At 54.9% G+C, this 26,177-nt stretch carries 28 protein-coding genes, 1 pseudogene and 1 riboswitch; of the genes and pseudogenes, 12 read left to right on the forward strand and 17 right to left on the reverse strand.

What is annotated here, in order from left to right:
• Positions 1-133 precede the first annotated feature (133 nt).
• Positions 134-1,048 carry an AraC family transcriptional regulator gene (locus AC2AXP_RS17575; protein ID WP_198774092.1) on the forward strand — a complete coding sequence of 305 codons (915 nt, stop codon included), beginning with the start codon at positions 134-136 and terminating at the stop codon, positions 1,046-1,048.
• 345 nt (positions 1,049-1,393) lie between these two features.
• Here the strand turns inward: AC2AXP_RS17575 and AC2AXP_RS17580 are convergent, their stop codons facing one another.
• Positions 1,394-2,290 carry a LysR family transcriptional regulator gene (locus AC2AXP_RS17580; RefSeq protein ID WP_484381837.1) on the reverse strand — a complete coding sequence of 299 codons (897 nt, stop codon included), beginning with the start codon at positions 2,288-2,290 and terminating at the stop codon, positions 1,394-1,396.
• 151 nt (positions 2,291-2,441) lie between these two features.
• Between AC2AXP_RS17580 and AC2AXP_RS17585 the strand changes: the two genes are divergently transcribed.
• Complete coding sequence (locus AC2AXP_RS17585) at positions 2,442-3,095, forward strand: hydrolase (protein WP_004959749.1); 654 nt, start codon at positions 2,442-2,444, stop codon at positions 3,093-3,095.
• A 136-nt stretch (positions 3,096-3,231) separates the two neighbouring features.
• Here the strand turns inward: AC2AXP_RS17585 and AC2AXP_RS17590 are convergent, their stop codons facing one another.
• Positions 3,232-3,981: a glutathione S-transferase family protein gene (locus AC2AXP_RS17590; RefSeq protein WP_004959753.1), complete on the reverse strand. Its 750-nt coding sequence runs from the start codon at positions 3,979-3,981 to the stop codon at positions 3,232-3,234.
• Between the two features lie 108 nt (positions 3,982-4,089).
• Between AC2AXP_RS17590 and AC2AXP_RS17595 the strand changes: the two genes are divergently transcribed.
• On the forward strand, positions 4,090-4,437 hold the full coding sequence (locus tag AC2AXP_RS17595) for a winged helix-turn-helix transcriptional regulator (protein WP_004959756.1): 348 nt from the start codon (positions 4,090-4,092) through the stop codon (positions 4,435-4,437).
• A gap of 296 nt (positions 4,438-4,733) precedes the next feature.
• Here AC2AXP_RS17595 and AC2AXP_RS17600 read toward each other — a convergent pair whose 3' ends face one another.
• Positions 4,734-6,524: a hybrid sensor histidine kinase/response regulator gene (locus AC2AXP_RS17600; protein ID WP_198774089.1), complete on the reverse strand. Its 1,791-nt coding sequence runs from the start codon at positions 6,522-6,524 to the stop codon at positions 4,734-4,736.
• Positions 6,521-7,153, reverse strand: a complete 633-nt coding sequence (locus AC2AXP_RS17605) for a LuxR C-terminal-related transcriptional regulator (RefSeq protein WP_484381838.1) — start codon at positions 7,151-7,153, stop codon at positions 6,521-6,523. The genes AC2AXP_RS17600 and AC2AXP_RS17605 overlap by 4 nt, the downstream gene beginning before the upstream one ends.
• A gap of 178 nt (positions 7,154-7,331) precedes the next feature.
• Between AC2AXP_RS17605 and AC2AXP_RS17610 the strand changes: the two genes are divergently transcribed.
• The gene (locus AC2AXP_RS17610; protein ID WP_004959768.1) at positions 7,332-7,646 is read left to right on the forward strand and encodes a lipoprotein; all 315 of its coding nucleotides are present in this window, start codon (positions 7,332-7,334) and stop codon (positions 7,644-7,646) included.
• 190 nt (positions 7,647-7,836) lie between these two features.
• Positions 7,837-10,932, forward strand: coding sequence for an autotransporter outer membrane beta-barrel domain-containing protein (locus AC2AXP_RS17615; RefSeq protein WP_484381839.1), 3,096 nt, complete (start codon positions 7,837-7,839; stop codon positions 10,930-10,932).
• A gap of 116 nt (positions 10,933-11,048) precedes the next feature.
• Here AC2AXP_RS17615 and rluF read toward each other — a convergent pair whose 3' ends face one another.
• Together rluF and AC2AXP_RS17625 are read right to left on the reverse strand one after the other, a co-directional pair.
• The gene (gene rluF, locus AC2AXP_RS17620) at positions 11,049-11,813 is read right to left on the reverse strand and encodes a 23S rRNA pseudouridine(2604) synthase RluF (protein ID WP_273870242.1); all 765 of its coding nucleotides are present in this window, start codon (positions 11,811-11,813) and stop codon (positions 11,049-11,051) included.
• Positions 11,814-11,960: 147 nt separating this feature from the next.
• Complete coding sequence (locus AC2AXP_RS17625; protein WP_039991845.1) at positions 11,961-12,299, reverse strand: hypothetical protein; 339 nt, start codon at positions 12,297-12,299, stop codon at positions 11,961-11,963.
• Positions 12,300-12,940: 641 nt separating this feature from the next.
• On the opposite strand from AC2AXP_RS17625, the gene AC2AXP_RS17630 reads away from it, so the two are divergent.
• Positions 12,941-13,336: a hypothetical protein gene (locus tag AC2AXP_RS17630; protein WP_004959792.1), complete on the forward strand. Its 396-nt coding sequence runs from the start codon at positions 12,941-12,943 to the stop codon at positions 13,334-13,336.
• A gap of 53 nt (positions 13,337-13,389) precedes the next feature.
• On the opposite strand, the gene AC2AXP_RS17635 is transcribed toward AC2AXP_RS17630, so the two are convergent.
• On the reverse strand, positions 13,390-13,611 hold the full coding sequence (locus AC2AXP_RS17635) for a hypothetical protein (RefSeq protein ID WP_088499759.1): 222 nt from the start codon (positions 13,609-13,611) through the stop codon (positions 13,390-13,392).
• Positions 13,612-13,923: 312 nt separating this feature from the next.
• Positions 13,924-14,370 (reverse strand): winged helix-turn-helix transcriptional regulator, encoded by a 447-nt coding sequence (locus AC2AXP_RS17640; protein WP_004959799.1) that lies wholly within the window; start codon positions 14,368-14,370, stop codon positions 13,924-13,926.
• A 94-nt stretch (positions 14,371-14,464) separates the two neighbouring features.
• On the opposite strand from AC2AXP_RS17640, the gene AC2AXP_RS17645 reads away from it, so the two are divergent.
• Complete coding sequence (locus tag AC2AXP_RS17645) at positions 14,465-15,685, forward strand: MFS transporter (RefSeq protein ID WP_004959801.1); 1,221 nt, start codon at positions 14,465-14,467, stop codon at positions 15,683-15,685.
• Between the two features lie 10 nt (positions 15,686-15,695).
• On the opposite strand, the gene AC2AXP_RS17650 is transcribed toward AC2AXP_RS17645, so the two are convergent.
• The gene (locus AC2AXP_RS17650; RefSeq protein ID WP_004959806.1) at positions 15,696-16,121 is read right to left on the reverse strand and encodes a GNAT family N-acetyltransferase; all 426 of its coding nucleotides are present in this window, start codon (positions 16,119-16,121) and stop codon (positions 15,696-15,698) included.
• A 298-nt stretch (positions 16,122-16,419) separates the two neighbouring features.
• On the opposite strand from AC2AXP_RS17650, the pseudogene AC2AXP_RS17655 reads away from it, so the two are divergent.
• Positions 16,420-17,180: pseudogene (locus AC2AXP_RS17655) on the forward strand (site-specific integrase).
• Positions 17,181-17,324: 144 nt separating this feature from the next.
• Positions 17,325-17,639, forward strand: coding sequence for a hypothetical protein (locus AC2AXP_RS17660; protein WP_039992609.1), 315 nt, complete (start codon positions 17,325-17,327; stop codon positions 17,637-17,639).
• On the opposite strand, the gene AC2AXP_RS17665 is transcribed toward AC2AXP_RS17660, so the two are convergent.
• A complete protein-coding gene (locus AC2AXP_RS17665) occupies positions 17,636-18,445 on the reverse strand; it encodes a DUF4225 domain-containing protein (RefSeq protein WP_004959820.1) in 810 nt (269 codons plus the stop codon). The two genes, AC2AXP_RS17660 and AC2AXP_RS17665, sit on opposite strands and share 4 nt — an antisense overlap.
• Before the next feature lie 274 nt (positions 18,446-18,719).
• Positions 18,720-18,816: riboswitch (TPP riboswitch) on the forward strand.
• A gap of 35 nt (positions 18,817-18,851) precedes the next feature.
• Between AC2AXP_RS17665 and thiM the strand changes: the two genes are divergently transcribed.
• From thiM to AC2AXP_RS17680, 3 genes are all read left to right on the forward strand, one after another.
• The gene (gene thiM / locus AC2AXP_RS17670; RefSeq protein ID WP_004959821.1) at positions 18,852-19,643 is read left to right on the forward strand and encodes a hydroxyethylthiazole kinase; all 792 of its coding nucleotides are present in this window, start codon (positions 18,852-18,854) and stop codon (positions 19,641-19,643) included.
• On the forward strand, positions 19,643-20,443 hold the full coding sequence (gene thiD / locus AC2AXP_RS17675; protein ID WP_484381840.1) for a bifunctional hydroxymethylpyrimidine kinase/phosphomethylpyrimidine kinase: 801 nt from the start codon (positions 19,643-19,645) through the stop codon (positions 20,441-20,443). Before thiM ends, thiD begins: the two co-directional genes overlap by 1 nt.
• 72 nt (positions 20,444-20,515) lie before the next feature.
• Positions 20,516-20,974, forward strand: a complete 459-nt coding sequence (locus AC2AXP_RS17680; protein WP_039992610.1) for an inhibitor of vertebrate lysozyme family protein — start codon at positions 20,516-20,518, stop codon at positions 20,972-20,974.
• A 52-nt stretch (positions 20,975-21,026) separates the two neighbouring features.
• On the opposite strand, the gene gutQ is transcribed toward AC2AXP_RS17680, so the two are convergent.
• From gutQ to srlA, 7 genes are all read right to left on the reverse strand, one after another.
• Positions 21,027-21,998 (reverse strand): arabinose-5-phosphate isomerase GutQ, encoded by a 972-nt coding sequence (gene gutQ, locus AC2AXP_RS17685; RefSeq protein WP_004959829.1) that lies wholly within the window; start codon positions 21,996-21,998, stop codon positions 21,027-21,029.
• Positions 21,991-22,764, reverse strand: a complete 774-nt coding sequence (gene srlR, locus AC2AXP_RS17690; RefSeq protein WP_004959831.1) for a glucitol operon DNA-binding transcriptional repressor SrlR — start codon at positions 22,762-22,764, stop codon at positions 21,991-21,993. Before srlR ends, gutQ begins: the two co-directional genes overlap by 8 nt.
• An 82-nt stretch (positions 22,765-22,846) precedes the next feature.
• Positions 22,847-23,203, reverse strand: a complete 357-nt coding sequence (gene gutM, locus AC2AXP_RS17695; RefSeq protein WP_004959832.1) for a transcriptional regulator GutM — start codon at positions 23,201-23,203, stop codon at positions 22,847-22,849.
• 61 nt (positions 23,204-23,264) lie between these two features.
• The gene (gene srlD / locus AC2AXP_RS17700) at positions 23,265-24,044 is read right to left on the reverse strand and encodes a sorbitol-6-phosphate dehydrogenase (protein ID WP_004959835.1); all 780 of its coding nucleotides are present in this window, start codon (positions 24,042-24,044) and stop codon (positions 23,265-23,267) included.
• Positions 24,045-24,054: 10 nt separating this feature from the next.
• Complete coding sequence (srlB, locus tag AC2AXP_RS17705) at positions 24,055-24,417, reverse strand: PTS glucitol/sorbitol transporter subunit IIA (RefSeq protein WP_004959837.1); 363 nt, start codon at positions 24,415-24,417, stop codon at positions 24,055-24,057.
• A gap of 37 nt (positions 24,418-24,454) precedes the next feature.
• Positions 24,455-25,444: a PTS glucitol/sorbitol transporter subunit IIB gene (srlE, locus tag AC2AXP_RS17710; RefSeq protein ID WP_004959838.1), complete on the reverse strand. Its 990-nt coding sequence runs from the start codon at positions 25,442-25,444 to the stop codon at positions 24,455-24,457.
• Between the two features lie 15 nt (positions 25,445-25,459).
• Positions 25,460-26,008 carry a PTS glucitol/sorbitol transporter subunit IIC gene (srlA, locus tag AC2AXP_RS17715; protein WP_004959842.1) on the reverse strand — a complete coding sequence of 183 codons (549 nt, stop codon included), beginning with the start codon at positions 26,006-26,008 and terminating at the stop codon, positions 25,460-25,462.
• Between the last annotated feature and the right edge of the window lie 169 nt (positions 26,009-26,177).

The raw sequence follows: 26,177 nt of genomic DNA on the forward strand, positions 1-26,177 counted from the left end.
ATTGCCGCCTGATGTCTTTGTCAGATCTGTCGATAATTTTGCCTAAAATGATTTATGGTTGCTGAAAGATGCATCATTGTTTTCCCGATGATAAATTATTTATGATATGTAAATTGATGCTGATAGGCGGAATATGGTCGATAAAATTGCACTAAATGCTGCCTCTGCCAAAAATTCGTTGGCAGAACTGGTTGCCATGATTGCCCAAAATGATGGTGACTATCCCACGACAATCCCTTCACTTACCGTTCATCGCCGCCAGATGCCCACGGCGCCAGTGCACTGTATTTATCAGATGGGGCTGGGGGTAGTGGTGCAGGGGGCAAAAGAGGTCATGCTGGCAGGGAAACCAACCCGATACCGCGCAGGCGAATCCATGCTGACTACGATAGATCTGCCGGTGATTTCTCATGTTACCGAGGCCAGCCAGGATGAACCTTTTCTGGGGCTGATGCTGACGTTGGATCCCCGGACCGTGGTTCAGATGGCGGCACTGATGCCGACGGCGAAGTCGATAAGAGAAGTCCCGCTTAATCCGCTTTCTGTTGAACCGCTAGATGAGGGATTAACCGACGCGTTACGGCGTTTGATACAGCTGCTCGCTGAGCCAGATTTGATTGCCCATCTCGAACCGTTGATCCAGCAGGAAATTATTATCCGCTTATTAGCCAGTAACCATGGCTCACAGCTGCGGCATCTGGCAACGGCAGGTTCGCCGAGTCAGAATATTTCCAGGGTGGTGGGCTGGCTTAAACAGAATTTCACGCGCGCTGTCTGCATCGATGAATTAGCCGCGAGCGCCTATATGAGCCCGTCCACTTTTCGGCAGCATTTCCGTGCGGTGACGGGAGTTAGCCCACTGCAGTACCAGAAAAAGCTCAGGCTACAGGAAGCCCGGCAGCAGATGTTAAGCAACAATCTTGATGCCAACAGCGCGGCGTTAATCGTTGGCTATGAAAGCGCATCGCAGTTTAGTCGCGAATACAGCCGGGAGTTTGGCGAGTCTCCGCAGCGCGACATCAAACGTATGCGCTTATATGGCGAATGAGATTTTATACGGGTAATGGCTTGGCGCCGACGGTGTCCGCACTGGGTGGCGTTTTTTTTTGTTTTTCTGACCGTGATTGACATGTAAGTCATTGATTTACATCGAGTGGTGCCACTGTTAATACTTATTGGTTGGGGCAGCAGGCAGCAGCGGTTTTACAGCATGAGATGATCCACTGGCCCAGAGAAATCTGGCGGTTGGTGAACGAATGGTCCGCATGCTCTGTCGTTATATTTGGCTGGATGACCGACATTTTTTCCCATTGGTATCGCCCGACCACGCCAGCAGAATCACCGTCCACCAGGGTTACCTCGGCTCATACCCGACAGCCTGGTCGGTGCATGCTTACACCACGGGCGTCGTTGCAAAGTGTGGCGGTGGGTCGAAATATTCAATCAGCAGTTCGGTGAGGATGCGTATCTTGCGTGCCGGATGCTGTCCTGGCGGTCGGATAACGTAGGCCCCGGCTGGCGGTGGCGGATGGTTGATCATCACCGGCACCAGTGCGCCGGAGGCCAGGTGCGGGTGGGTAAGGCAGTCGGGCAGGTAGGCAATGCCGAGGCCGGCCGTTGCGGCGGCCACCAGTGCGGTCCCGTTATCGGCCTTGAAACGCCCCTGCGGGCGCACCGTAATGATTTTGTCGCCATCCGTCAGTTGCCAGGTTTCGGTTCCCTGCATCAGGGCCTGGTGACTGAGCAGTTCCTCTGGCGAATTCGGTTGCCCATGTGCCTGGATATAGTCCGGGCTGGCGACCAGTTTGCCGTAAATCGGGCCGATGCGTCTTGCGATCAGGTTGGAGTCCTGCAGATAGCCAACCCGTATCGCACAGTCGTAGCCCTCGGCGATCAGGTCAACGAAACGGTCGCTGTAGCAGGCCTGGATATTAACCCGTGGGTGGCGTCGTGCCATTTCCGCGATCGCTGGAGCAAAGTGTGTGGAGCCGAAAGAAAGCGGCACTGCCACGCGCAGGCGGCCACGCAGCTCTCCAGTAGGCAAAATGGTTTCCCTGGCGGCATCAATCTCGGCGCAGGCTCTGGCCGCGTAGTCCCTGAAGGTGGCGCCGGCCTCGGTGAGCGCCGTCCCACGGGTGGTTCTGGCCAGCAGTTGGACGCCCAGCGCTTTCTCAAGCCGGGCGAGGCGGCGGCTGACGATCGATTTGGCGACGCCGAGCCGCAGTGCGGCAGGCGAAATCCCACCGGCATCGGCAACTTCGACGAATGTCTGTAGCTCTTCAATATTCACTTCAGCGTTCCCCATTCTGCGACACAGCTAGCCCCATGATGCGACTACCGCAGCAAGCATGGCAACAGCACAATACGGCTGTGCGGGGCAGGCCTGCCGCTGGCGACTGTCCCGGATATTCCTCCCACCATAACAGTAGAGGGCACCAATAATGACTTTTCGTAACGGCCTGGATTCACTGCTTCGTCCTGAAGACTCTGTACTGGTTTTGATCGATCATCAACCCTATCAGCTTGCCAACCTGAACAGCCACGAACCGCAGATGGTGGTCAATAATGCAATAGCGCTGGCGAAGGCTGCCAAAGCCTATGGCGTTCCGACCATACTGACCAGCGTGATTGCCGAGCGGGGCGGGTTGATTTTCCCGCAAATCGTCGATGTTTTTCCCGATCAGCAGGTAATAGACCGGACACTTATCAATACCTGGCAAGATCCGAAAGTGGTGGATGTGGTCAAGGCGACAGGGCGTAAGCAGCTGATTATCGCCGGCCTGTGGACCGAGGTCTGTGTCGCAATGCCGGTGATCCAGGCCGCTGGCGAAGGCTGGGATGTCACGGTAATCACCGACGCCTGCGGTGGCGTTTCGGTCGAGGCTCATCAACTGGCCATTCAGCGTATGATTGCGGCCGGTGCGAACATGATGACCTGGCTGGCGCTGGCTTCGGAATGGCAGCGCGACTGGGCGTGGACAGAGCATACTCGCGCAATGACCGACATTCTGGCGCAGCATGCTGCCGGTAGCGGTATTGCGTATCTTTGGGAACAGCAGTTGCTTAACACGCCGGTGCCGGACAACGGCGGCTGATCGGTAATGGGAAACGCCTGCCGAGGTTAAACCGCAGCATGATGCCCTGATGTTAACGCTTAACATTGGCATCAATAATCAAGCCCGCGTCGTCGCGGGCTTTTTTAGATTACCATCACCAAATCGCGAGAGCCTGTCAGGCGTTTTCGCTGACCAGCTCCGGCGGCGCGCTAGGTTGTGATTTCACGCCAAATCGCTCGATGACCTCGGCCAGTTCACTGTGTCCCGTACAGGCGCCGTCACCGCGCGGCATTTCGCCATTTTCCAGTGCGGTCGCGTAGATAACCGCAGGATCGGCTTCAATGCGACTTCTTAGCGCGGCGAGCTTTGGCCAGCGGGTTTTATTGGCCACCTGGTGAACATCGAGCCAGCGGGCGACGCCGATCAGCAGACCGTCGGCCAGAGTGGGGCGATCGGCGATCAGGAAAGGCGTATCGCCGAGCATTTCCTCGAGCCGGTCATGACGCTTGATGACATACTCGCGGCCCCATGTTTGCAACGCGTGCTGCATCGTCGGGTTGGGTGACTGCATTTCCATCGCCACCCATAGCGGAGTGAATGCACCGGTAAAGCCGGTATTGATGAACGCCATCATCTGATGCATGCGGTCGGCGTTGCGTGACAACGGATCGAAGCTGATTTTGCGTGCGGTGTCTCGCGCTTCCAGCCATGCCGCGATTGCCATGGTTTCGCTGAGCACCTCGCCCCGATCGGTGATCAACACCGGCGTTTCGACCCGTGGGTTGAGCCGTTGATAAGCGGGGTCACGCATCTCGCCGAGCATGTCGACGCGACACAGCCGGTAGGGGCGCCCTAACCATTCGAGAGCAGCAACCAGCCCCATGGAGCTTCCTGCCGGGAAGCCGTATAACAAAATAGGTTCCATACTTTGGGTTCTCCAGGATTTATGTTGATGTCACAGTGCAGCGATGTGTACTGTAACAGTCGATATCAGTAAGTAAATTACGCACTTTTTTGTTACCACGAGAGCGCTATGAAAAACCTGATTTCCCGTTGCCCGATCGAAGAAGTGATGCAGATCCTCAGCGGCCGCTGGCCGACCTTGCTGATTTACTATCTGCAGGATGGAACAAAACGCTTTAATCAACTGCGTCGGGATAATCCGACGATTTCGCATAAAATGCTGACGCTGGAACTGCGCAAGCTGGAGGAGGCGGGGATTGTTCGTCGCACCGAGTTTGGCGGTTATCCGCTGCGCGTCGAATATGATCTGACGCCGGCGGGCGAGCGGCTGGTGCCGCTGCTCGATGCGCTAGGGGCGTGGTGGGAGGAAACAGACGGTAATGAGGAAGACGTGGCCGAGTTCGGTGCGACTCATTAGCGCCAGCGTTGTCGATGCGCGTTTCTGAGCGCCATCCATGGCGCGCCAAGGGTGCCCGCGCTGGTCTTTGCCGCTAGCGGCCAGCCGACGCTCGTGAACAAAGCGTCAATTTTTTGCCGGGTCGGCCGCTAATTAGCGGCGTTTTGCCGCGTAACCATCAAGAGGAAACATCGCGGGTTGGAGCGGGAGCCATCAACCACCTGCCGTGGGCGGTACATAAAGCATCCATTAACCTGTCCAGCTTCACACTGACTCTTCCCGCCAGCTTTATCCGAATATCGACACTCACCAGCTTGCTAATGGTGCAACCCCGTTGCCCACTGCGACAGCAACGCATACAGAGCCGTCGGTTCCAACGGTTTGCGTAATACCAGATAACCTTCCTGCTCGGCCTGAAGCAGAATGGGAGAATTGAACTCGCCGCTGACCATGGCACCGCTGACGTTCGGCAGGCGTTCAAACAGCGCTTGCAGAATATCGAAACCGCTTTCGCCGGAACGGAGCCGTTGATCGCACAGTACGGCAAACGGCGCGAAGCCTTCGTCGATAATCGCAAATGCCTCCTCTGCGGAGACGGCGCAGCGTACCGTAATACCCCAGGTGCTCATCAAGCTCGACCAGGCGGACGTCACCAGCGGATCATCGTCCACCACCAGGCAGTTGCCAGACAATGACGCATAGCGCGTCGGCGAGGGCAGGTTAGCGTAGTTGCCGGCACTGTCCGCCAGCATGTCTTCGCCGCTGTACAGGGCAAAGCGCATCCAGAAACGCGATCCTTTGCCTTCGACGGAGCGCATACCGTATTCGACCTTCATCAATTTGGCACAGCGTGCCACTACTGCCAGCCCCAAGCCATGGCCAGCGCTATCGATTTTCCACGCCAGTTCGGGGCGGTAATAGGGGGAGAAAATCTTACCTTTTTCTTCGTCAGCGATGCCGACACCGGTATCCCACACTTCGATCAAACACTGCTCTCCACGCGGTCGGATGGCGATCAGCACACCGCCGTGCTGCGTGTAACGCAGGGCATTCTGTATCAGATTAATCAGCGATTGCCTGATGAGCATGTGATCCCCCATCACGGCGATACGCCGCTTGGGCCGCCAGGTGCGCAACGACAATGACCGGCTGTTTGCTTCTTCGCGGAACAGGGTAATCACTGAATCAAGCAGCGATCCGATGTCCACCCGAATAGCGGCGGTGCTGAGATTGCCGGCCTCGATCTTGCTGAGATCGAGTAAGGAATTGAACATCAGGTGCACGGAACGCACGCTTTGCTGCAAATCCAACAGCTGTGGGGTAAGTGTGTCATCGCGATTTTTATGAATGATGGCTTCAATCAAGAATCCCATGGCATGCACCGGCTGGCGTAAATCATGGCTGGCAGTGGTGAGAAACTGGTTCTTATCCAGCAACGCCTGCTCCGCTTGCTCCTTGGCCTGGCGAAACTGTTCCGCCAGACGCGAACTTTTTTCTTCAAGGTGGGCTTGCTGAATAAAGAAGGCGTGCGAGGTCAAAGCGTGGCGGTAAATGGCGAAACCATAAAGCAGATTCAGCATCAGCACGATCGGCATAATATCGTCCAACCGCCAGACAATGCCCAGATTCAATACCCCCCAGGAGGCAAAGAAAAAACGCGTAAAGGTGCTTATGACCGGTGTCAGGTGGGTTGCATTGGCTGCGACGATAGCCGCAATACTGATATTTAATAACAGAAAAAAGTCGAAGCTGTTTTTTTCTGGAGTGATTAAATATAAGGATGAAATACCCACGCCATGTGCGAAGGCCAGCTTGTTGATGCGCGGCAGCCAACGGTTTATTACGACGCTGGCATTATCGTCCTCGGATTCATGGCGATAGCGGCGATGCCATAATCGGATGGCCACTGCGCAAAAAATATATATAACTATCCAGGTGATAATTGGCGTAAGTTCCTTGCCCATTAAATAAAGCCAAATGGCGAAAGGAATACCCACAAAGGGCACGGCGGTAAAGCTAAAGACCAGGCGCATAAAGGTATTATTCAATAAGCGGATTTGTGCGCGTGCGGAAATTCCATCCTGTTGTAAAGATTGACGTAATGTCATTGTGATGGCCCTTGCCGGCCATGCAATAGCGTAATGGCTTCGACGCGGCTATTGACGCCGATCTTTTTCAGAATATTGCTAATGTGTTCCTTGACCGTGGGTTCGGAAATAGCAAGCTGTAACGCTATCTTTTTATTGGGGAAGCCACGCATCATCATGGTTAATACTTCCAGCTGCCGTGAGGTTAAATTAAACTGTTGCAGTGAGTTTTTGCTATTGTCGGCAACGGTGGCATTATCTTCCGGGAACCATGTCCGGTTTTCCAGTAGTGCGAAAACGGCTTGGGAAAATAATTCAGGTGGCTGATTTTTCAGCACAAATCCGTGCCCGCCGGCATGACGTACCTTTTGACCTATTTCGTTGTTTTCATCGCCACTGACCACCAGGAAACGAATTTTTGGATAGAGCTGCTTTATTTCTTTTAATAATTTTAATGCCGTTCCATCGGATAACCAGAAATCGATGACCATTAAGCGTGGAGCGCCGTTTTCCAGAATGTGGCGATAACAGCTTTCCTCGCTTGTTACCACGTAGGCACGCTTAAAACGACAATGCGTATTCAGGAAGTTGGCAATGCCGCTTGCCACCAAAGGATGGTCATCAATGACCAGCGCATAATCCTGCCCCAAGGGTATCTCCTTTCGCTTAAATGTATCAGATTGGTCTGGTAATTTTTTATTATCACTGCTCCCTACTTTAGGAGGGTTTTTTCGGTTAGGAAAGCGAAATATATTATTCAGGGATTTTGATAAGGTAAAACATAAAACCATACAGAATTTGGATCTGTTTGGTTACAAAGGACAATTTATGAGAAAACCACTTATCGCTATAAGCATTACGCTACTGGTAGCCGGTTGTTCAACCTTGAAAACCGATCAGGCAATACCGCTGTTGCAGGCGGAAACGGCTAAAATGCTCGGCCTGGGTTCATCGGATGAAATTACCGTGACCAATGTTAACGGCGCCCAGCCGGATGCCCTGGGGGGGCAAAAACTGTCTTACCGCGCCACCACCGAAAAAGGGCGGATTTTTGACTGCTCGTCGCTGATGATGCCGGGTATTTTAGGCTCGGCGCCGACGCTAAGCACGCCAAGCTGCACCCCGGTCGTCACGCATAAATAACCCTCTGTGGGCGCGGGTTGAGGGGCAGAGCCTCCACACGTTGGCATCGAGACATTAGCGCTGGGGGGCATTAGCTAATTTCTTGATAAATCGCCGTCGGTGCTCGCGACCACGTATCCTCTTATGCATTACGTTTTTCATATAAATAATAACTTTGATGGCATCAAGATAATTGTGCCGGAGATAGAACATGAAAGATCAGCTATCGCATAATTTAGCGGTAAACAAACCGCTTTCCAAAATTTACCTCGCACTATTCTCAGCGCCATTGATATTGCTGGCATCGGCCGATATTGCTCGTGCCGATGATGTTATTTTTGATGGCGAATCCCGTATTACCCAACCCTTGAGCTACGCTGGCACGGCTTATGTCGGGCGTAATCAAAGCGCAAACCTGTTGATCGATAATGGTGAGGTTAATGCCTATAACATCAATATCGGTAGCCGCCATGATGGCCAGATTTATCAAAGTCAGGTCACCGTCAGAGGGCCGAACGCGGTATTAAGCGCCATCAACGATCAATATATTTTGCGCGGCAGTCTAGATCTGGGCCTGGGAACATTACGGGTCGAGCAGGGAGCGCTGGCCAGCGCCAAAGAAATCATCGTCGGTACCACCGGTGGATATGACAGCCAGCTTATCGTTACAGGCGCCGGCTCCAGAGTGGTCAGTGACCGGCTCGGTCTCGGTTTTGGTCAGGGCGCGCGTTCCACGCTGCTGATTGAAGACGGCGGCGTGGTCACCACCGCGGGCGCTGCGCGTATCGACAGCGGCTTTATCCCGGACGAAGCTGACAAGCTTAATCCCAAAGCCACGGTGACCGGCAATAACTCGCTGTGGAATATCACGCAAACGCTCACCGCCAATGGCGATCTGGACGTGCTGAACGGCGGTGCGGTCAATGTCGGCAGTGCGCAGATTGCCGGTGTTTCCGGCTCGAACAAAACCGCCGAGCTGTACATCGCCGGTGACGGCTCCCGTTTTAGCAGTGCCAACAGCGTTAACGTCGGCGACTATGGCAATGGCGTGCTGTCGGTGGTGGATGGCGGCACATTTTCCGCCGGCGCCAACGAATTGCGCCTGGGTGATACCGGCTCCGGTTCGAACCGAGGCGCGCTGATCGTCGGCAGTCGCGGCAATATGGATACCGGCACCGGCCTGACCGAACCGACGCTCGGTGTGGCGGGGGCCGCTGGCAGCGTCGATGCTCAGACGGTGATCAATCTGCGCGGCGGATTGTTCGGCAGTTACGTGTATTTTAACCACACGGACGAAAACTACGACTTCGGCAATAAAATGGTCGGTGAAGGTGAGGTTATCAATACCGCCGGGCGAACGACGCTGAGTGGCGATCTGACCCAGCTCCAGGCCAACGTGACCGCCCGTGGCGGTAAAATCATTATTGCCAGCGATATCAACACCCAGCCGGAAGACAATCAGTTCGATGTTCAAACGCTGAGCGCCGAGAACGGCGGTACGCTGATCCTCAACGCCACGGCTGGCTCTGAGGTTAACGATGGGCTGGGGTACAGCAGTGCGGCATCGATAAAATCCGGCGGTACGCTGGGCGGTAACGGCACGCTTGGCCAGACCGAAATTCAGTCGGGCGGCCATATTTCTCCCGGCGACGGCAATATCGCTACCCTGACGCTGAAGCGCTATCTGAATTTCCTGGGGGAATCGTTCTACGATGTTGATATTGCCGGTGATGGTAGCAGTGACCAACTGCGGGTGGTGGGCAAAACCACCATCAGCGAGCAGGCCAGGGTACAGGTCAACGCACTGGATCCGCAAACCAGCTACCAGACTGGCCAACGTTACCGCATCTTAACCTCAGAGGGGGGGATCGACGGTCGTTTTGCCGAGGCGATTTCAAAATCTGCATTCTTGGACGTCGCACTCGATCAGAGTGCTAACGCTGTCGATCTGACCATCGCGCAAAAAGGCGGTGAAGGCGGCAATCCGGGCGAAGGCGGCAATCCGGGCGAAGGCGGCAATCCGGGCGAAGGCGGTAATCCGGGCGAAGGCGGTAATCCGGGTGAAGGCGGCAATCCGGGCGAAGGCGGTAATCCGGGCGAAGGCGGTAATCCGGGCGAAGGCGGTAATCCGGGCGAAGGCGGCAATCCGGGCGAAGGTGGTAATCCGGGCGGAGGCGGTAAACCCGGTATTTTCCAAACGGTGGCGCAAACCAGCAACCAATGGAATACCGCTGGCGCGTTGTCGACCTTGACGCAGCAGGGCCCGTCACTGGCGCTGTATAATGGTTTGCTGTTATTGAATACGCAGCAAGCGCGTGAGGCGTTCAATCAACTGTCAGGCGAGATCTATCCCTCCGTTCAGTCTAACCTGATCGCTGGCAGCACCCAGTTGTTCAATGTGCTGAACCAGCGCATGCTTCAGGCATTTGAGGGGGATTCCTTACCTGTTCCCCCGTTGGCGATGACGCTGGTGCAGCCAGCCAAGGCTGACAATAACGGCGTTTGGGGGCAGGCGTTTGGCTCCTGGGCCAGGAACAGCGGTAACGGCAACGTAGGTAAACTGGAGGGCAATACCAGCGGTTTCCTGCTGGGGGCCGATCGTAAACTGGCCGATCACAGTATCCGCATTGGTGGATATATGGGCTACAGCCGTGGCAACTATGATGTCGATAGCCGCAGCGCCAAGTCCGACAGTGACAATTATCACCTTGGCCTGTATGCGGCAGGGCAGCAACAGGCCTTCTCGCTGCGCGGTGCGCTCGGTTACACCTGGCACCGGCTCGAAGGCGAACGCAACGTTAACTTCGGCAGTTTCTCGGATCGGCTGAGCTCGGATTATGACGCGGATTCACTGCTGGCGTTTACTGAAGCGGCCTACCGTTTTGGCCTGCCGGACGCCAATCTTGAGCCGTTTGTCAATCTGAGCTATATCCGCCTGCATACCGATAATTTCCAGGAAAAAGGCGGCGCCGCCGCGCTAAGCGTCAACAATGAAACGATGAATACCTTCTATTCAACGTTGGGTCTGCGCGCCATGACCGAGTTGCCGAAAAACGTCAGTCTTTACGGCTCCTTGGGTTGGCAGCATGCCTACGGCGATAAAAATAGCGCATCACGTATGGCATTTGCCGGTAGTGACGCGTTTATCACGCAGGGGCAGGCGGTTGATGACGATGTGATGGTGGCGGATGTCGGCGTGAGCGTGAAGCTGTCGCCTGCCAGCAGGTTGGATCTGGGTTATCAAGGACAATACGGTTCTGATACGCAGGTTAATGCAGTCAATGCCACGATTAGATGGTCATTCTGACCGTTGAGACACTGCGTATTTCCAGCGTCAAAGTATGCCGTGCAGCAGCACATTGGTTATGCTGCTGCACGGCTATCCTGCAACGCCACAACGGAGAGAAGGAACTGCCGTACCGGTTATGCGACGGGGGGGATGCTTGTCGTCGCTGGCTGCGACGCTTCGGACGACGAATGCTCAATCAGCCGGAATAATTCGCGCCGCTCTTCATCGGTAAAATCTCGCCATTCACCCAACGCCAATCCGTGCAGATTGATATTCATAATGCGCACGCGTTCCAACTTGGTCACCTGATAGCCAAAATATTTGCACATGCGGCGAATCTGACGGTTAAGCCCCTGCACCAGCGTAATGCGCAATATCTGCGAGGCGATTTTCTCTACCAGACAGGGTTTGGTGACGGTGCCCAGTATCGGTACGCCCGCGCCCATGGCCTGAATAAATTCATCGGTTATCGGCCGGTCGACGCTGACCAGATACTCTTTTTGGTGATTGTTGCCGGCGCGCAGGATCTTGTTGACCAGTTCACCGTGATTGGTGAGAAATATCAGTCCCTGAGAGTCTTTGTCCAGACGGCCGATGGGAAAGGTGCGTTGGCTGTGGTTAACCCAATCGCCGATGTTGTTACGCACCTGCTTGCCCATGCTGGTGATGACGCCAACCGGCTTGTTCAGCGCGATAAGCACCAGATCTTCTGTCTTGCGCGGTGCGATAGGCTGGCCGTTAACGCTCACGCTGTCGCCGACAAATACCTGCTCACCCACGTTGGCCATTCTGCCGTTGATAAAAACCAGACCCTGCTTGATATGGCGATCGGCATGACGACGGGAGCAGATGCCGCTGTCGCTAATGTATTTGTTCAGACGAATGGATGAGTGATGCACATGGTTTCCCCGTAAAACGCCGACTATACCTCAGCGGACGGGAATTAAACACCGGTGGGTGCCAGCGTCATGCCGGCTGAGCCTGGCGTAGATAGCTGCGGGGCAGAGGAGGGCAGAGGGCAGAGGGCTCCGCCCTGTCTGCGCGGATCAAGGGGCTATCGTGGCCAATTGTTGTTGCAGACTTTGCAGGTCTATCGCTGTTTTGACCGGCTTGGTTTTTTGCCTGTCGTCATAGCGTGCATCGGCCGCTTTGGCTGCCAGCAATGCATGAATTGCCGTATCGCCCTGCTGGCCGCTAAATCCATATGGATCGTTGGCATACAGCGCCTTGCCGTCGACGGTGAGACTGGCCGAACGCGGGGCCGCGCGCGCGGGAAAGGCGATTTTATAGTGGCCGCCAACGTGGCTAATCGTCAGGGTTCCATTGCTAATCGATTTGCCTGGGTCTTTTGCTTGCCATTGGTGGGCACTTGCGGTGCTGGCCACTAAAAGAAAACTTATTAATGCGAATAATCTCATTGCTTTTTCTCAGTTCCGTTGAAGCGCAATAATACAGATAAACGTGAAAAGATGGTAGCGCTGTGGATGCGCCATGGCCACTGCATAAGGCAGAATAACATGCACCCGCGTGAAGGTTCCGTTAAGAAAACAATACTAAAAGGTAAATATCAGGCTCTAGCAGCTTGAGTAAGTTGCCTGCTGGCGTGATAGATAATGGACGCAATAATTATCACCCACGCTTGGGATGTCACTAATTTTGGCGGTAATGTCAGCGGAATCAATGGTGAGCGTAGGCTATTTAAAATAGCAGCGGACTGTTGATTATATTGCTTATTCACTCTGTCGTTATTATAAATCGACGAAGTCTGGGGGAGCCGTTAAACCGATTGATCGATATGCCGTCATGCGGTGTTTGTCAGCAACCAGATAGGCGCTACGCTCGGTAAGGCGAGATTTCTGCGCATAGCGGTAAAGTGGGCTATCCTCACCAGATGGCTGGTTTTCTCAGCCGATTTGCTGTGGGCCAGACGCATGGCTAACAGCGATTTAATTATATCGCGCCAGGCGATTTCCCCGGCTGCCGGCTAATACTTTAGCGGCGATTAAATGATTGCAACGAGGAAAGTATGAAAATAGCGATGGTTTCATTGTCACTATCATTGTTTATGCTGGCCAACCCGGTGTTCTCTGCCGAGCGCTGCGAGCCGTTCAACAAGCCGGTAAATGCGGAAAATACGCCGGCTTATCAACGGCTGATACAAAAAAGTCTGACGGAAAAAATTGCATTAAAATCCATTGATATCACGCAGGTACAGGGTGATAAAGACTGGCTGGTGATTTATGCCGCAACCGAAGTGGCCGATCCTGGCGCGTTTTTCTTCAAGAATAATCAATTTGTCGACGTCTGGGGAGGCCAGCCTGACTTATCAGAAAAAGAGCAGGTCATAAAATGGACGCGTGGTCTGCACGTGCCTGACTCGCTGGCGCAATGCTTTTTTGACACCGTAGCCATCGACGAATAGTCACGTCAACGGCGACGGCACGCGCTTATCGGCAATACCCGAGCGGATAAGCGCTATTTTTTTGTTTTTGCTTCCCTATCCAGCATTTTCTGTTCATCGGCATCTTCCATTTCTGCCTGCCGCATCAGGCAATTGGCGTAAGCATCGCTACCACGTTGAAAGCCATAATCATCGCATTTCTTCTTATGTTGCTCCAGGATCATTGAATCGAGTTCTTCATTGATTCCACAGCCGGATAATATGATTACTGATAATGCAAGTAATAGGGTCCGCATGACGTCACTCCCGAGGTTGGTAATAAATAGAGGATTTATTTTAATTAAGGAAAAGTACGTTGATGATTGAGGTTTAATAACGTAGGCGATAAATAATCGGCGATATGAAAAGTACCCAGTACAGTCTTGTTTCCATCGGGTTGGCTGTCAAGTTATCGCATGGCGTTTGAGGATAATAACGGCAGGTCAATGCCGATAGCGGGTTGGCGCCTCGGGGCGTGCAGCGCGGAGTGGGGCGGAGCAAGGCGAATCACACCACGGTGTACGGGCGGCAGTATTGCCAGCCCTGTGCGAGTCGCCGATGCGGCATGGCTAAATGTCTTCCAGTTTCACTACTCGGGTATTTAGCGGGGTCAGCGTTTGGCCTTGCGAGCCCGACGGCGTCATGCGGGGGATCCTTTGACCGCTGTCGCTTTCCACCAGCAGTGAATGTGGCTCGTTGGCAGCAAACAGATAATCCTCACCCCATTGGCGCAGCGCAACGACGATCGGAAACAGCGCACGGCCTTTTTCCGTCAGCAGATATTGCTGATAGGCACCGTCCGCCGCCGGCACAATTTCCAAAATACCGTGCGCCACCAGGGTGCGCAGACGCAGCGAAAGAATATTTTTCGCCATGCCAAGGTTTTTTTGAAATTCATTGAAGCGACTAACGCCGTCGAAGGCATCGCGAATGATCAATAACGACCACCAATCGCCGATGACATCCAGCGCGCGTGCCACTGGGCAAGGTGCGTGTTCCAGGCTTTTACGTTTCATGATCCGCTCCTTTTCGCAGAAGAGGTTGCATTATAAAACCTCATTGCGTAACCTGCATTAGGTTTAATTATGAAACCTGACTACCGAGGCCACCATGAGCACCGATTTGCTTGATGACATCTGTCCTGCCGCCAAAACGCACCGGTTACCCACCTCGTTGGTTCTGTTATTGGCGGCCGCCAGCGCATTCAGCGTGGCGAACGTTTACTATGCACAACCGTTGCTGGATGCCATTGCCTCGGATTTCGCCATCGGTCTGGCAACGGTGGGGATGGTGATCACCGTGACGCAATTGGGGTGTGCGCTGGCATTGGTCTTACTGGTACCGCTGGGGGATCTGCTTAATCGCCGGCGTTTGCTGGCGGTACAACAGCTGCTATTGATCGCGGCGCTGCTGGCGGTGGGCTGGTCGAACAGCAGCGTGCTGTTGCTGACCAGTATGCTGCTGGTGGGGCTATTGGGCACTGCCATGACGCAGGGGCTGATCGCCTTCGCGGCTAGCCTGGCTGGGCCGCACGAGCGCGGGCGTGTGGTGGGTGCCGCGCAGGGCGGGGTGGTAATGGGGCTGTTACTGGCCCGGACCCTGTCCGGTACGCTGGCGGACATGGGCGGTTGGCGTACGGTTTATTTTTTCTCTGCCGGCGTGACGTTAATGCTGTTACCGATTTTGGCGCGTTGGCTACCTCAGCCGCGTAGCCCGGCTGCAACGCTCAGCTACCCTGCCTTGCTGCGCTCGATGCTGACGCTGCTGGTGCGCGATCGCACCTTGCAAATCCGTGGCATGCTGGCGTTATTGATGTTCGCCGCGTTCAGCATTTTCTGGAGCGCCGTGGTGCTGCCGCTCAGTCAACCGCCGCATAATTTTAGCCATTCGGTGATTGGCGCGTTCGGACTGGTGGGGGCCGTTGGGGCGCTGGCGGCGGTGCGAGCCGGCCATTGGGCCGATCGTGGCCGAGGGCAACAGGCGACCGGGCTGTGTCTGGCTCTGCTGGTGCTTGCCTGGCTGCCGCTTGGCCTGCTGCATAACGGCATGCCGTGGTTGATTGTCGGTATTGTGGTGCTTGATCTGGCCGGGCAGGCAATTCACGTGCTCAACCAGAGCATGATTTTTCGTAGCGATGGGCAGTCGCACAGCCGGCTGGTGGGCTGTTATATGCTGTTTTATGCCGTAGGCAGTGGCGTCGGGGCGTTTGCCAGTACCCATGTCTTTGCGCTGGCCGGTTGGGTTGGCGTCTGTGGATTGGGCGCCGGCGTTAGCCTGTTCGCCCTGTTATTCTGGTGGTTGACGCTAGGATTGATGCCAAATAAAGCCTGAACGGCGGTCATTATCTGTTGGGCGAGTGCAGCAGATAATATTCTTCGTGGCCGTTACAACCAGTCGCAACGACGTGCCAGCCGTGCTTGTCATAGAAACGCAGCGCGGCCTGGTTGTTCACCAGGCATTTTAGCGAACCGGTGCCGCTGAACGTCTGTTCTGCCTGATGCAACAATGCGCTGCCGACGCCTTGCGGCGGCAGGTGTGGATCGACGTACAGGTTATGAATAAAATTCTCTGCGCGATGTATCGAGACAAATCCCAGCAGTTTGCCATCCTGCTCCGCGACCCAGATATCCTCTCCGAGCGTGGCGCGATCAAAATCCTCCAGACGGTAGCCTTGCGTATCACGCCAGGTAAAGGCGGCCTTGCGTGCGGCCAGGTAAAGCGTGCGTAGAAAAGGGCGATCGGTTTCCCGATAGGGTCTGATGTGCATAGCGGCTCCTGGTAACCTTCAACATTGTTAGGCTAGCCATTTTCTGATGGGGAAGTCCACCGCTATTCGTCGCCTGGGCGGCTTGCTTCAGCGGGCCAGTTCCCCTAAGCTGGCTTGCAGTAAAAGACACAATTTAAATGACTCGGGGTGCCCTTCTACGTGAAGGCTGAGAAATACCCGTATTACCTGATCTGGATAATGCCAGCGTAGTCTATTTCATCATTAAGTTTATAAATCAAAGGCTTGCACGGTTTTTTCTCTTCATTTTGTTATGTTGTCACTCACAGAGACAAACAAAATGGCACACACATCTAGCAATCACACCATCATTCGTAACGGGATCTACTACGTCAGCTTTCGCCTGTCAGGTAATAAATATTTCCGTCGGTCGTTAAAGACAGATAGCCATAGCCACGCGCAACTCTTGAAGTCATTTGCTTCTCCAGCCATTCCATTAGTTAAACGTGGAAGCATCTACCCGGATCAGTTTGGTGAACGTCTTTCAGATTTCGGCAACCGCTTAAAGCAGCAGAGTGAGCGCTGACTGGCGCAACCATTTCTCAGTGATGAACTGCGTAATCTTAAGCCGGTAGTTGTTCAGGAGTAATCAACCGATGTAACGACGATCGCCAAACAAGATATTAAGCAGGTGATGGAAGTTGTTGAGAGCTTGCCTAAGCGTGTCGTGCAGCTTTATCGGTCAATGACGGTACAGCAACTGCTCGAGTGGGGTTTTCTTGATTTCGTTAATCGGCAGTGGAAAGAGAAAATCTTCTCACCTGTGTCGGGCAAGAACATACCGAAGATTGGAAAAGTATTGCTGACGTTCGTAATCAGCTTGGTATCCCCCATCTTGATGATTATGGACAGCGCCGACTGATGCATAACTTCCGGCAAACAATGATATCAATCTGTTTAGCTGGTTGGATTGGCAACCTGGCGCACTTGCAGCAGGTCGTAGGTCATGAGAAGAGCGGCTCTGGTATTAGCAGACGCTATTTGCACACCTTTCCGTTACGCTCAGTTTGTTATGTGATAGATGGGTTGGATTGGTTGTAACGTCTTGGTACTACTAGGAATAAGGAAAGGGACGGTAGAGTCTGCCGCAAAGTTTCGGCTGGATTGCTGTAAAGTTCATCAGTATGATTGTTTGCACAATCAATGATTGAGAAACCACGTCTGGCAGATACGGGACGAAACGATATGAAAGTGACTGATGAGGCTTTGTTACGTTCAGGGTTTACGCAGCCCGAATTACAGAAGATAAAAAGCAATATTGAAAAATATGGAGGAACGCTTGGTGAGGCCATAAATGACCTCGCTAGACGATTTGTTACCTTGGCGGGAGTGGTGGGGGTGTGTATCTTTATCCTACTGCTACTTGTCGTCTTCAGCTCACCTGACAGAGCAGTTGCATGGGGATTGGCGATGATCTTTGGGGTTGCCATTATCTCCTTCGCACAGCCTCCGGTGATTTCCTATAAATCCTGGCGTTACCGAAAAACCATCAAGGATTAATGGGTTCCATTTTCTGTCGTCAAAAGGTCGAAAATCACTTTTGCTTTAACACCATAACCGACAATCTTCATTGTTAACTTAGGAGTGCTCATTGTGCTGACTTTGCGATAGTAATCGTGGGGAAGCCAGCGGAATAATCTCCAGGTTCCGGTTTTTCGAGCGAGTCCAACTATGCTGTACACACTGGCGCCAAGAGTAACACCATGATAGAAAGCCAGGCCCGTGTTAGGATTAAATCCCATAAACTGTGCCGTATGCATCGCGGAGTCAGCAATGATACCTTGCGAGGGTTTATGTCCTGCTGGCTGATTAAAGTTGAGCACTTCTTTCGTTAATCCGTTCATTCCATCGGCAATCAAGACTGCTCCAGCCAGCATACCAATCGGCCCCATAGTGGATAACATCATAAAACCACCAAAGAGAACCACGCCTGATAGAACCACATTTACAGCGGATATAACATAACCAACGATTTTATTATTTTCGCGGACAAATTCTATCTTCGCGTAAAGCTGTGCAGACTTGGTTTTTAACAGGCGTTCTTGCTCAAGGAGATTGTCTGTTTCAGTTCGCAAATTCTTAATGCATGCAATGCATTCTTCATCGGTTTTGGCTCGCCGTGCTGTTGCAAATTCTTTCTCTACGACCTGTTTTATCTCTTCGACAAACTTGATACGAGTTATCCCATCATGCAAATAGAATGCTGACAACCTATTTGCTGTCTCGACGACCTTTCGAGCTTCCAGATTCACCATCGTATCTGACCAAGTCCTATTCCAGCCCCTGTTAAGCAGCGCGATATCCATAATGCTTCCTTCACAAACGTGTCTGGTTGTGTTACGTCCAATATATAATTTTCATCGTTTTCTCTCAATCGTCGATGGTCTGGAATACGTCTTTGACATCTCAGCTCCACATATCTCGATAACTCCGTCATCCCTGCGCCTTTACCGTTGGGTCACTGCTCGAGTCGCGATGTGAAGCACATGCAATTTTTGAGGGGTTGTGTCTTTGGCTTCCCGCTGGCATGATCCAGAACAGGGATTAACGGGGCGTTAATCGCAATTTTTTGATTTTATAGTAAATGACTCGGGGTGCCCTTCCTTGTGAAGGCTGAGAAATACCCGTATTACCTGATCTGGATAATGCCAGCGTAGGGAAGTCTCGATACCCAGCCGGTATCCGCCTTCTTGAACGCCGGTTGGGAGGATTATGATCGCTCGACCTGATGTATTCCCCGGTGCCCGCGCCGCGGCCAGCTTTAACCTGTTCAAACAGCACTCCCCATTGATTCACTGCCTGACCAACGAGGTGGTGCAAGCGCTGACGGCCAACGTATTGCTGGCGTTGGGCGCTTCGCCGGCGATGGTGGTCGAACCGGAGGAAGCCGCGCAGTTCAGCCGCATTGCCAACGGATTATTAGTCAATATCGGTACCCTGACCGCCGCGCGCGGGCAGTCGATGCTGGCGGCGATCGACGCGGCTAATCAGGCCGGTACGCCATGGGTACTGGATCCGGTGGCGGTCGGCGGGTTGCATTATCGCAGCGAATTTGCCCAGCGTCTGTTGGCGCTACGGCCGGCGGCGATCCGTGGCAACGCCTCGGAAATCCTGGCACTTGGCGGCGTGCAGGGCGGCGGGCGCGGCGTCGATAGCACCGCCGATTCGTTAACCGCGCTGACGGCGGCGCGTCAACTGGCGCAAACCAGCGGCGCGATAGTTGCGGTGACCGGTGCGGTGGATTATGTCACCAACGGCGTAGCCGACTGGGCAATCCCCGGTGGCGATATCCTGATGACGCGGGTGGTCGGCACCGGTTGCTCCCTGTCGGCGGTGGCGGCGGCGTTTTGCGCCCTGCCGGGCGAGCGGCTGGATCACGTTGCTACCGCCTGTCGGGTAATGTCGCTGTGCGGCGAACGCGCCAGCACACAGGCTCAGGGGCCCGGCAGTTTTACGCCGGCATTTCTTGATGCACTGTATCAACTGAACGCGGAGGCGCTGTGATGAAACGCATTAACGCCCTCACCATCGCCGGTACCGATCCCAGCGGCGGAGCCGGCATACAGGCCGATCTGAAGACCTTTTCGGCGCTGGGCGCCTATGGCACCAGCGTGATCACCGCACTGGTGGCGCAGAATACCCGTGGCGTGCAGTCGGTTTACAACATCGAGCCGCAGTTTGTCGCCGCGCAGCTGGATTCGGTGCTGAGCGATGTGCGTATCGACAGCGCCAAAATCGGCATGCTGGCCAACGCCGATATCGTGCAGGCGGTGGCGGAGCGCCTGCGACATTCTCCGTTGCCGTTTGTGGTGCTGGATACGGTGATGCTGGCGAAAAGCGGCGATCCGCTGCTGGCACCGGAAGCGGTCGACTCCCTGCGCCGTGAACTGTTGCCTCAGGTGTCATTGATTACCCCCAATCTGCCGGAAGCGGCGGCGCTGCTGGCCTCGTCACCGGCGCAGGATGAGCGGCAGATGCGTGAGCAAGGTCGCGCGCTGCTGGCGATGGGTTGCCAGGCGGTGTTGATGAAAGGGGGCCATTTGAGCGAACAGGAAAGCCCGGATTGGTTGTTCACCGCAGAGGGCGAACTGCGCTTTACCGCGACGCGGGTGGCGACCCGCCACACGCACGGTACCGGCTGCACGCTGTCGGCGGCGCTGTCGGCGTTGCGTCCACGTCATGCAAACTGGGCGGATACGGTCTGCGCTGCCAAAGATTATCTGCAACGGGCGCTGCAACAGGCGGACAGTCTGGAAGTCGGGCAGGGGATTGGCCCGGTGCATCATTTTCACGCGTGGTGGTAACTCAACTTTTCCCGTCGATTGTGGTCTGAGGTGATGCAGACTACGCTTTGAATTTAATGAGGGAGAATGACCATGACAGGAAAATATCAGCTTCGCTGCGCGCTGTTTGCGGCGTTGATCGGCGTCAGCGCCGGCAGCGTTGCTCAGCAGATTGTTACCACGTCGGATCTGATCCAGCAGCCGGGTTACCAGGCCAGCTGGCAGAAAATGGTAAAGGGGCAGAACGGGCTGCCGGACTGGGCGCGCAAGGGGGTGGGCACCTCAACGCCAGCAGAAACCCTCCGTTGGCAGGGCCAGACCTATGAGCTCGGCACCCTGTGCAAACCCCATGACTGCGCCAACAATTTTTTGATTGTGGCCTTCAAGGCGGATAAATCGCAGGCATGGGGCGTACGGGTGTCAGTGGCTGATACGCCAGACGCGGTGGATCATCCAAAGCAATACGCCAAATATCAATGGCTGGGCAAGCCGGACAGCGATATGCAGGCACTGCTGCGTAAACAGTTCGAAAGCAACCCTGACTGGAAGTAATGCGCAGATTCGCATCGGGGGGCGTGGCGTGCGCGCCCCTCGCACCGTAGCCTTAGCCAATGCCGGCCTGATGCAGATCGTGCAGGTTGATCGCACCGACCAATATGCCATTAATATCCACCACCGGCGCGGCGCTGATATGCTGTTCGTGCAGCGCTTCCAACGCTTCACCTGCTCGCCACTGTTCCGGCAAACGGTAGCCGGGGCGGGTGATCGCCGGGCTTAATGCATCGTTCAGGCTATTGCCTTTCACCAACCAGCGGCGTAGGTCGCCGTCGGTAAATACCCCCACCACTTTTTGCTGTGTATCGCACACTGCGACCAGTCCTAACCCGGTGCGACTCAGTTCCAGCATGGCCTCCATCACGTTGGCGCTCTCTTTCACCCTTGGCAGACGATCGCCGGTACGCATCAGATGATGAACTCGATTCAGTAAGCGCGCGCCGAGGCTGCCGCCCGGGTGCGAGCGGGCAAAATCTTCGGCATTGAAACCACGCTGGCGCATCAGCGCCATCGCCAGCGCATCGCCGATCATCAGAGTATTGACCGCGCTGGAGGTCGGTGCCAGCCCCATCGGGCAGGCTTCACGTTCAACGCTGATATCCAGTAGGCAGGCGGCGGCCGTCGCCAATGGCGATTCTTTGCCACCGCTGATGGCGATCAGCGGAATGTGATTTTCCGCCAGCAGCGGCAGGATCAGATCCAACTCTTTGGCGCGGCCGGAATAGGAAATGAAGATCACCACATCGTCTTTGCCGATCATGCCAAGATCGCCGTGCAGCGCTTCTGCCGGATGCACGAAAAATGCCGGCGTGCCGGTGCTGGCCAGCGTCGCGGCAATTTTTTTACCGATGTGGCCGGATTTGCCAATGCCGGAGACCACCGCCTTGCCTCGGCAATTGAGCAGCAGCTCGCAGGCGCAGACCATATTGTCGTCCAGCCGCTCCAGCAGGCGTGTGGCTTCAGCCAGCTCGATTTCCAGCGTTTCACGGGCAAAGTTAAGCAGAGCGGTGGCGTTACTCATCGGTGTCTCCTACCAGAATGATATTGATGCCTTTGTCTTTCAGCGCGGTGACATACTGTGGATTGATGTCTTTGTCGGTGATCAGCGTATCGACGGCGGCCAGTTCGCACACCACGTTGGGGCTTTTACGGCCGAACTTGCTGGAGTCAACCAGCAAAACGATGCGCCCGGCGGCTTCGCACATGGCCTTGCTGACGTTGTGCACCTCATTAAAGGTAGTAACGCCGGCGTTGAGATCGACGCCGTCCGCGCCGATAAACAGGGTGTCGAAGCTGAACTGCTGAAAGGCTGACTCTGCCAGGCTACCGTGAAACGAGGCGGATTTTTTGCGGTAGGTGCCGCCGGGCATCAGAATGGTTTGATCGTTATCCAATTCAACCAGCGCGTTGACGATATGCAGGCTGTTGGTCATCACCGTGATGTTATTGAACTGCGCCAGGTGTGGCACCATCTGTAAGACAGTGCTGCCAGCGTCGAAAATCAGTGAATCGCCGTCATTGATGAGTGCGACGGCGGCATAGGCTATCTGGCGTTTTTTCTCGGTATTGATATGGGTTTTGCGATCGATCGGCTGGTCGCCGTCATCGCGGCTCAGCACCACGCCGCCGTAGGTGCGGATCACCTCGCCTTCTTCTTCCAGCAGGGTCAGATCCTTGCGGATGGTGGTGCCGGTGGTTGAAAAGTGTTCCGCCAGGGCATCCACTGCCGTTTTGCCATGCCGTTGCAGATATTCAAGAATAGCGGCTTGCCGCTGCTTTGGTTTCATAGCGATTCCCGTTCACAAGCGATGAGCATCCCTCCCAGTGAATAATTCAATATGAAAGGTAATGTCTTTTAATCTGAAAATATCATGATTTCGCCTTAATCGCTAACGATAGTGCAGTTTGGCATGCACGATCCTCGGGGAAGATCACATCCGGCAGCAAATCGTGCTGATGCAAACCATGCAGCTGAACCAGAGGTTTAGGTTGGGCGAAGACGGTCAGCCCACGCATCATCATGCTTCCGCATACCCGTTGCTGGGCATCGAACGCCAGCGCCAGCACCACGCGCGGCTTGAAGCGCCCGCCGGAGCGGCCAACGCCGACCGGCCCCAGTTGGCACAATCGGTCAAAGGCGTGATTGAAGCGCTGGATCTGCCACCAGCCGAGGGCTATCTGTCCCAGCCAGGCGATGGCGGCCAGAATAATCAGAGAAGTGGTCATTATGTTACCTCGCAGGTTATTGCGGCACGGCGCCGCGGGGGGAGCGCGCCGTGCCAGCGGGTTAGAACATCACCTGACCACCGGTGATGTTGATTGATTGGCCGGTACAGTACGAGGCCTTGTCACTGGCATAAAACAGCAGGGTGTTCAGGACGTCCTGATAGTCGCAGCCGCGCTTGAGCGGCACTTTATCGATATAGTATTGTTCCACTTCATCGGCCCTGATGCCCAGTTTTTCGGCATATTGCGGCAGCAGCGACTGGAACATCGGCGACTTCAGCAGATTGCCCAGCATCAGCGAATGGACGGTAATGCCGTACTCTGCCAGATCGAGCGCCAGCGACTGCGTCAATCCCACGCCGCCGAACTTGGCCGCGCTGTAACCGGAGTTATGCTTGCTGCCAACCTTGCCGGATTTGGAGTTGATCTGAATGATGCGGCCAGCCACGCCGTCGCGGATCATCAAACGCGAAAACTCCCTGGCGCAGAGGAAATAGCCGACCAGATTGACCTGCAGCGATTGGTCAAAATCCCCCAGCAGAAAGTCGGTGATCGGCGCCGCCTTGGCGATGCCGGCGCTGTATACCAGCAGGTTGACGCTGCCGAATGTCGCGTCCACCGTATTGGCCAGGGCAATAACACTGTCCTCCCGGGTGGCGTCGACCTGCAGGCCGATCGCGCGGTCGGCGCCGTGCTGGTGGTTAATCTCCTGCGCTACCCGCTGCGCATTGTCGAGGTTCAGGTCGGCTACCGCGACGCGATAACCTTCCGCCGCCAGCCCCTGGCTTAGAAATGCCCCCAACGTTTGGCCTCCGCCAATCACTACGGCTACTTCAGACATGGTCTACTCCTTATGCGATAAATTTCAGCGTACTGCCTAACGGGATATCTTCCGGCACCGGTCCGGAAACGTGAATTGAACCGGGAAACTCCGCCTGCGACTCGCCGTCGAAGCGCACGGTGACGTGGCCTAGCTCACGCAGATTTTGCGTGGCGACACTGCCGACCGCGGTGATGGAATAGCGGCGTTCAGCCAATTCCATCATGCCGCCGGCCCGCAATTCACCGGCGGTATCGCCGTGCCGATGGATAAAACAAAATGCTTCGATGTCGGCTGGTGCCCCTTCGCGGAAGGTGATCAGCATGTCATCCTGCAATGCGTCACGCGCGCAGTCGCCGATACGGGTAATGGTGGTTTGGAAAATAATCTGCATTACTGGCCTCTGGAATCTGCATGCCCTACGGCATGGGTTACTGATAAATAAAGGCGGAGGCCGCCCAGGCGATTAACACCGTCGGCGCCCCGGTCAGGAAACGGCCGACCAGCACTGACGGCACGCCGACGCGCACCGTGTCCTGTTTGGCTTCCGCCAGCGACAGCCCGACCGGAATAAAATCGCACGCCGCCTGAGCGTTAATGGCAAACAGCGCCGGCAGCGCCAGCTGCGGGGGAATATGGCCCAGGCCGATCTGCACGCCGACCAGTACGCCGATCACCTGAGCGATCACCGCGCCAGGGCCAAGAAACGGCGACAGCAGCGGGAACGAACAGATCAACGCCAACGTCACCAAGCCGAACGGACTGTTGGCGAGCGGCGTCAGGCCGTGAGCAATGAAATCGCCGAGCCCGGACGCCATGATGATGCCGATCAGCGCCGACACGAACGCCATAAACGGCAGAATGGTTTTTAATACCGTGTCGATGGTGTCGCGCCCGGCCTGAAAGAACACGGCCACCACCGACCCCATGCCCATACCAACCTTTGCCAGCAGGCCGTCGCTTTGTTCGGTGATTTTCTTGCTGGTGTCGTAATCGCGGGGCGCCGCTGCCGCAGGGGATGGCGGCGTTGGCGGCTGCGCCTGCGTGGCGGTGTCATCAAGCAGGGTGATATTGTTTTCACGCACCCCGGAAACATAAATATCCTCGAGGATAAACTGCGCCAACGGGCCAGATTGACCTGTGGCATGAATATTAACCGTCGGAATTCGTCGTTTAGGGTATAAGCCGCAGCGCAACGTACCACCGCAGTCAATCACCGCCACGGCGATCTCGTCTGCTGGTGGCTCGCCGTCCTTGAAACCGTCTACTGCCTGCCAGCCGGTCAGTTGGCTGATGCGATCGACGATCGCCGGCCGGGTACCGGCGGTGATGTAAACGATTTTTTTGCCGGCAACCACCGGCAGCTCCAGTGGACCGCCCCAGCCGCTGGCGCCTTTTTCAATACGAAGGTAAGCACTCATGGTGAACTCCACGGATTAAAGTTGAACCTGACGATCCAGACGGATCCCCATTTTGCGTTCGAACAGGCTGGTGGTCAGATCGGTGAGCCAGCCGCGGAAGAAGTTGGTAAACAAGCCAACCAGGAAGTAGCTCACCGCCAATGGCCCCAATGGCAACCCCAGCGTGGTCAGGCCGCTGGCGATGCCGAGATAGACGAACAGTTCGCCGGGGTTGATATGCGGGAACAGGCCGTTCATCGAATGGCAGCTGTAGGACGCGGCGGCGTAATAGCTTGGCTTGTATTTTTCTGGCATAAAGCGGCCGAGGCTCAGCGTCATCGGATTGCAAAAAACGAAGGTGCCGATCAGCGGCAGCAGCAGATAGCGTGCCAGCGGATTACCGGCACAGCGCTGTGCCAGTCGTTCTATGCGCTGTTGGCCAACAAACTTTATCAACGCGTTCATGATAACCAACAAGCTGATCAGTAAAGGTAAAATCCCGGTGACCATGCCGACGAACACCTCGCCGCCTTTTTGAAACAGGCCGATAAACCATTCGGCTCCGTGGGTGATTAACGCAATCATTATTTTTCTCCTGTAGTAGTGTGATGGCGCGGAGCGAACAGCGGCTCGATTGCCATGTAGGTTACGTTAATCATTTTTTAAGCATATTTGTTTTAAATAGATCACAATTTGAAAGATAAATATTTTATTTTAAAAGTTAATAACGAAAGGAAAGAAAATAACCCCCCAG

It is taken from the genome of Serratia sp. Sp408 (assembly GCF_057180665.1).

Excerpts from the sequence above, each read along its gene's own strand:
- AC2AXP_RS17575 (WP_198774092.1), top strand. The coding sequence starts at position 134 with ATGGTCGATAAAATTGCACTAAATGCTGCCTCTGCCAAAAATTCGTTG.
- AC2AXP_RS17585 (WP_004959749.1), top strand. The coding sequence starts at position 2,442 with ATGACTTTTCGTAACGGCCTGGATTCACTGCTTCGTCCTGAAGACTCT.
- AC2AXP_RS17590 (WP_004959753.1), bottom strand. The coding sequence starts at position 3,981 with ATGGAACCTATTTTGTTATACGGCTTCCCGGCAGGAAGCTCCATGGGG.
- AC2AXP_RS17595 (WP_004959756.1), top strand. The coding sequence starts at position 4,090 with ATGAAAAACCTGATTTCCCGTTGCCCGATCGAAGAAGTGATGCAGATC.
- AC2AXP_RS17600 (WP_198774089.1), bottom strand. The coding sequence starts at position 6,524 with ATGACATTACGTCAATCTTTACAACAGGATGGAATTTCCGCACGCGCA.
- AC2AXP_RS17610 (WP_004959768.1), top strand. The coding sequence starts at position 7,332 with ATGAGAAAACCACTTATCGCTATAAGCATTACGCTACTGGTAGCCGGT.
- AC2AXP_RS17615 (WP_484381839.1), top strand. The coding sequence starts at position 7,837 with ATGAAAGATCAGCTATCGCATAATTTAGCGGTAAACAAACCGCTTTCC.
- AC2AXP_RS17630 (WP_004959792.1), top strand. The coding sequence starts at position 12,941 with ATGAAAATAGCGATGGTTTCATTGTCACTATCATTGTTTATGCTGGCC.
- AC2AXP_RS17635 (WP_088499759.1), bottom strand. The coding sequence starts at position 13,611 with ATGCGGACCCTATTACTTGCATTATCAGTAATCATATTATCCGGCTGT.
- AC2AXP_RS17640 (WP_004959799.1), bottom strand. The coding sequence starts at position 14,370 with ATGAAACGTAAAAGCCTGGAACACGCACCTTGCCCAGTGGCACGCGCG.
- AC2AXP_RS17645 (WP_004959801.1), top strand. The coding sequence starts at position 14,465 with ATGAGCACCGATTTGCTTGATGACATCTGTCCTGCCGCCAAAACGCAC.
- AC2AXP_RS17650 (WP_004959806.1), bottom strand. The coding sequence starts at position 16,121 with ATGCACATCAGACCCTATCGGGAAACCGATCGCCCTTTTCTACGCACG.
- AC2AXP_RS17660 (WP_039992609.1), top strand. The coding sequence starts at position 17,325 with ATGAAAGTGACTGATGAGGCTTTGTTACGTTCAGGGTTTACGCAGCCC.
- AC2AXP_RS17665 (WP_004959820.1), bottom strand. The coding sequence starts at position 18,445 with ATGGATATCGCGCTGCTTAACAGGGGCTGGAATAGGACTTGGTCAGAT.
- thiM (WP_004959821.1), top strand. The coding sequence starts at position 18,852 with ATGATCGCTCGACCTGATGTATTCCCCGGTGCCCGCGCCGCGGCCAGC.
- thiD (WP_484381840.1), top strand. The coding sequence starts at position 19,643 with ATGAAACGCATTAACGCCCTCACCATCGCCGGTACCGATCCCAGCGGC.
- AC2AXP_RS17680 (WP_039992610.1), top strand. The coding sequence starts at position 20,516 with ATGACAGGAAAATATCAGCTTCGCTGCGCGCTGTTTGCGGCGTTGATC.
- gutQ (WP_004959829.1), bottom strand. The coding sequence starts at position 21,998 with ATGAGTAACGCCACCGCTCTGCTTAACTTTGCCCGTGAAACGCTGGAA.
- srlR (WP_004959831.1), bottom strand. The coding sequence starts at position 22,764 with ATGAAACCAAAGCAGCGGCAAGCCGCTATTCTTGAATATCTGCAACGG.
- gutM (WP_004959832.1), bottom strand. The coding sequence starts at position 23,203 with ATGACCACTTCTCTGATTATTCTGGCCGCCATCGCCTGGCTGGGACAG.
- srlD (WP_004959835.1), bottom strand. The coding sequence starts at position 24,044 with ATGTCTGAAGTAGCCGTAGTGATTGGCGGAGGCCAAACGTTGGGGGCA.
- srlB (WP_004959837.1), bottom strand. The coding sequence starts at position 24,417 with ATGCAGATTATTTTCCAAACCACCATTACCCGTATCGGCGACTGCGCG.
- srlE (WP_004959838.1), bottom strand. The coding sequence starts at position 25,444 with ATGAGTGCTTACCTTCGTATTGAAAAAGGCGCCAGCGGCTGGGGCGGT.
- srlA (WP_004959842.1), bottom strand. The coding sequence starts at position 26,008 with ATGATTGCGTTAATCACCCACGGAGCCGAATGGTTTATCGGCCTGTTT.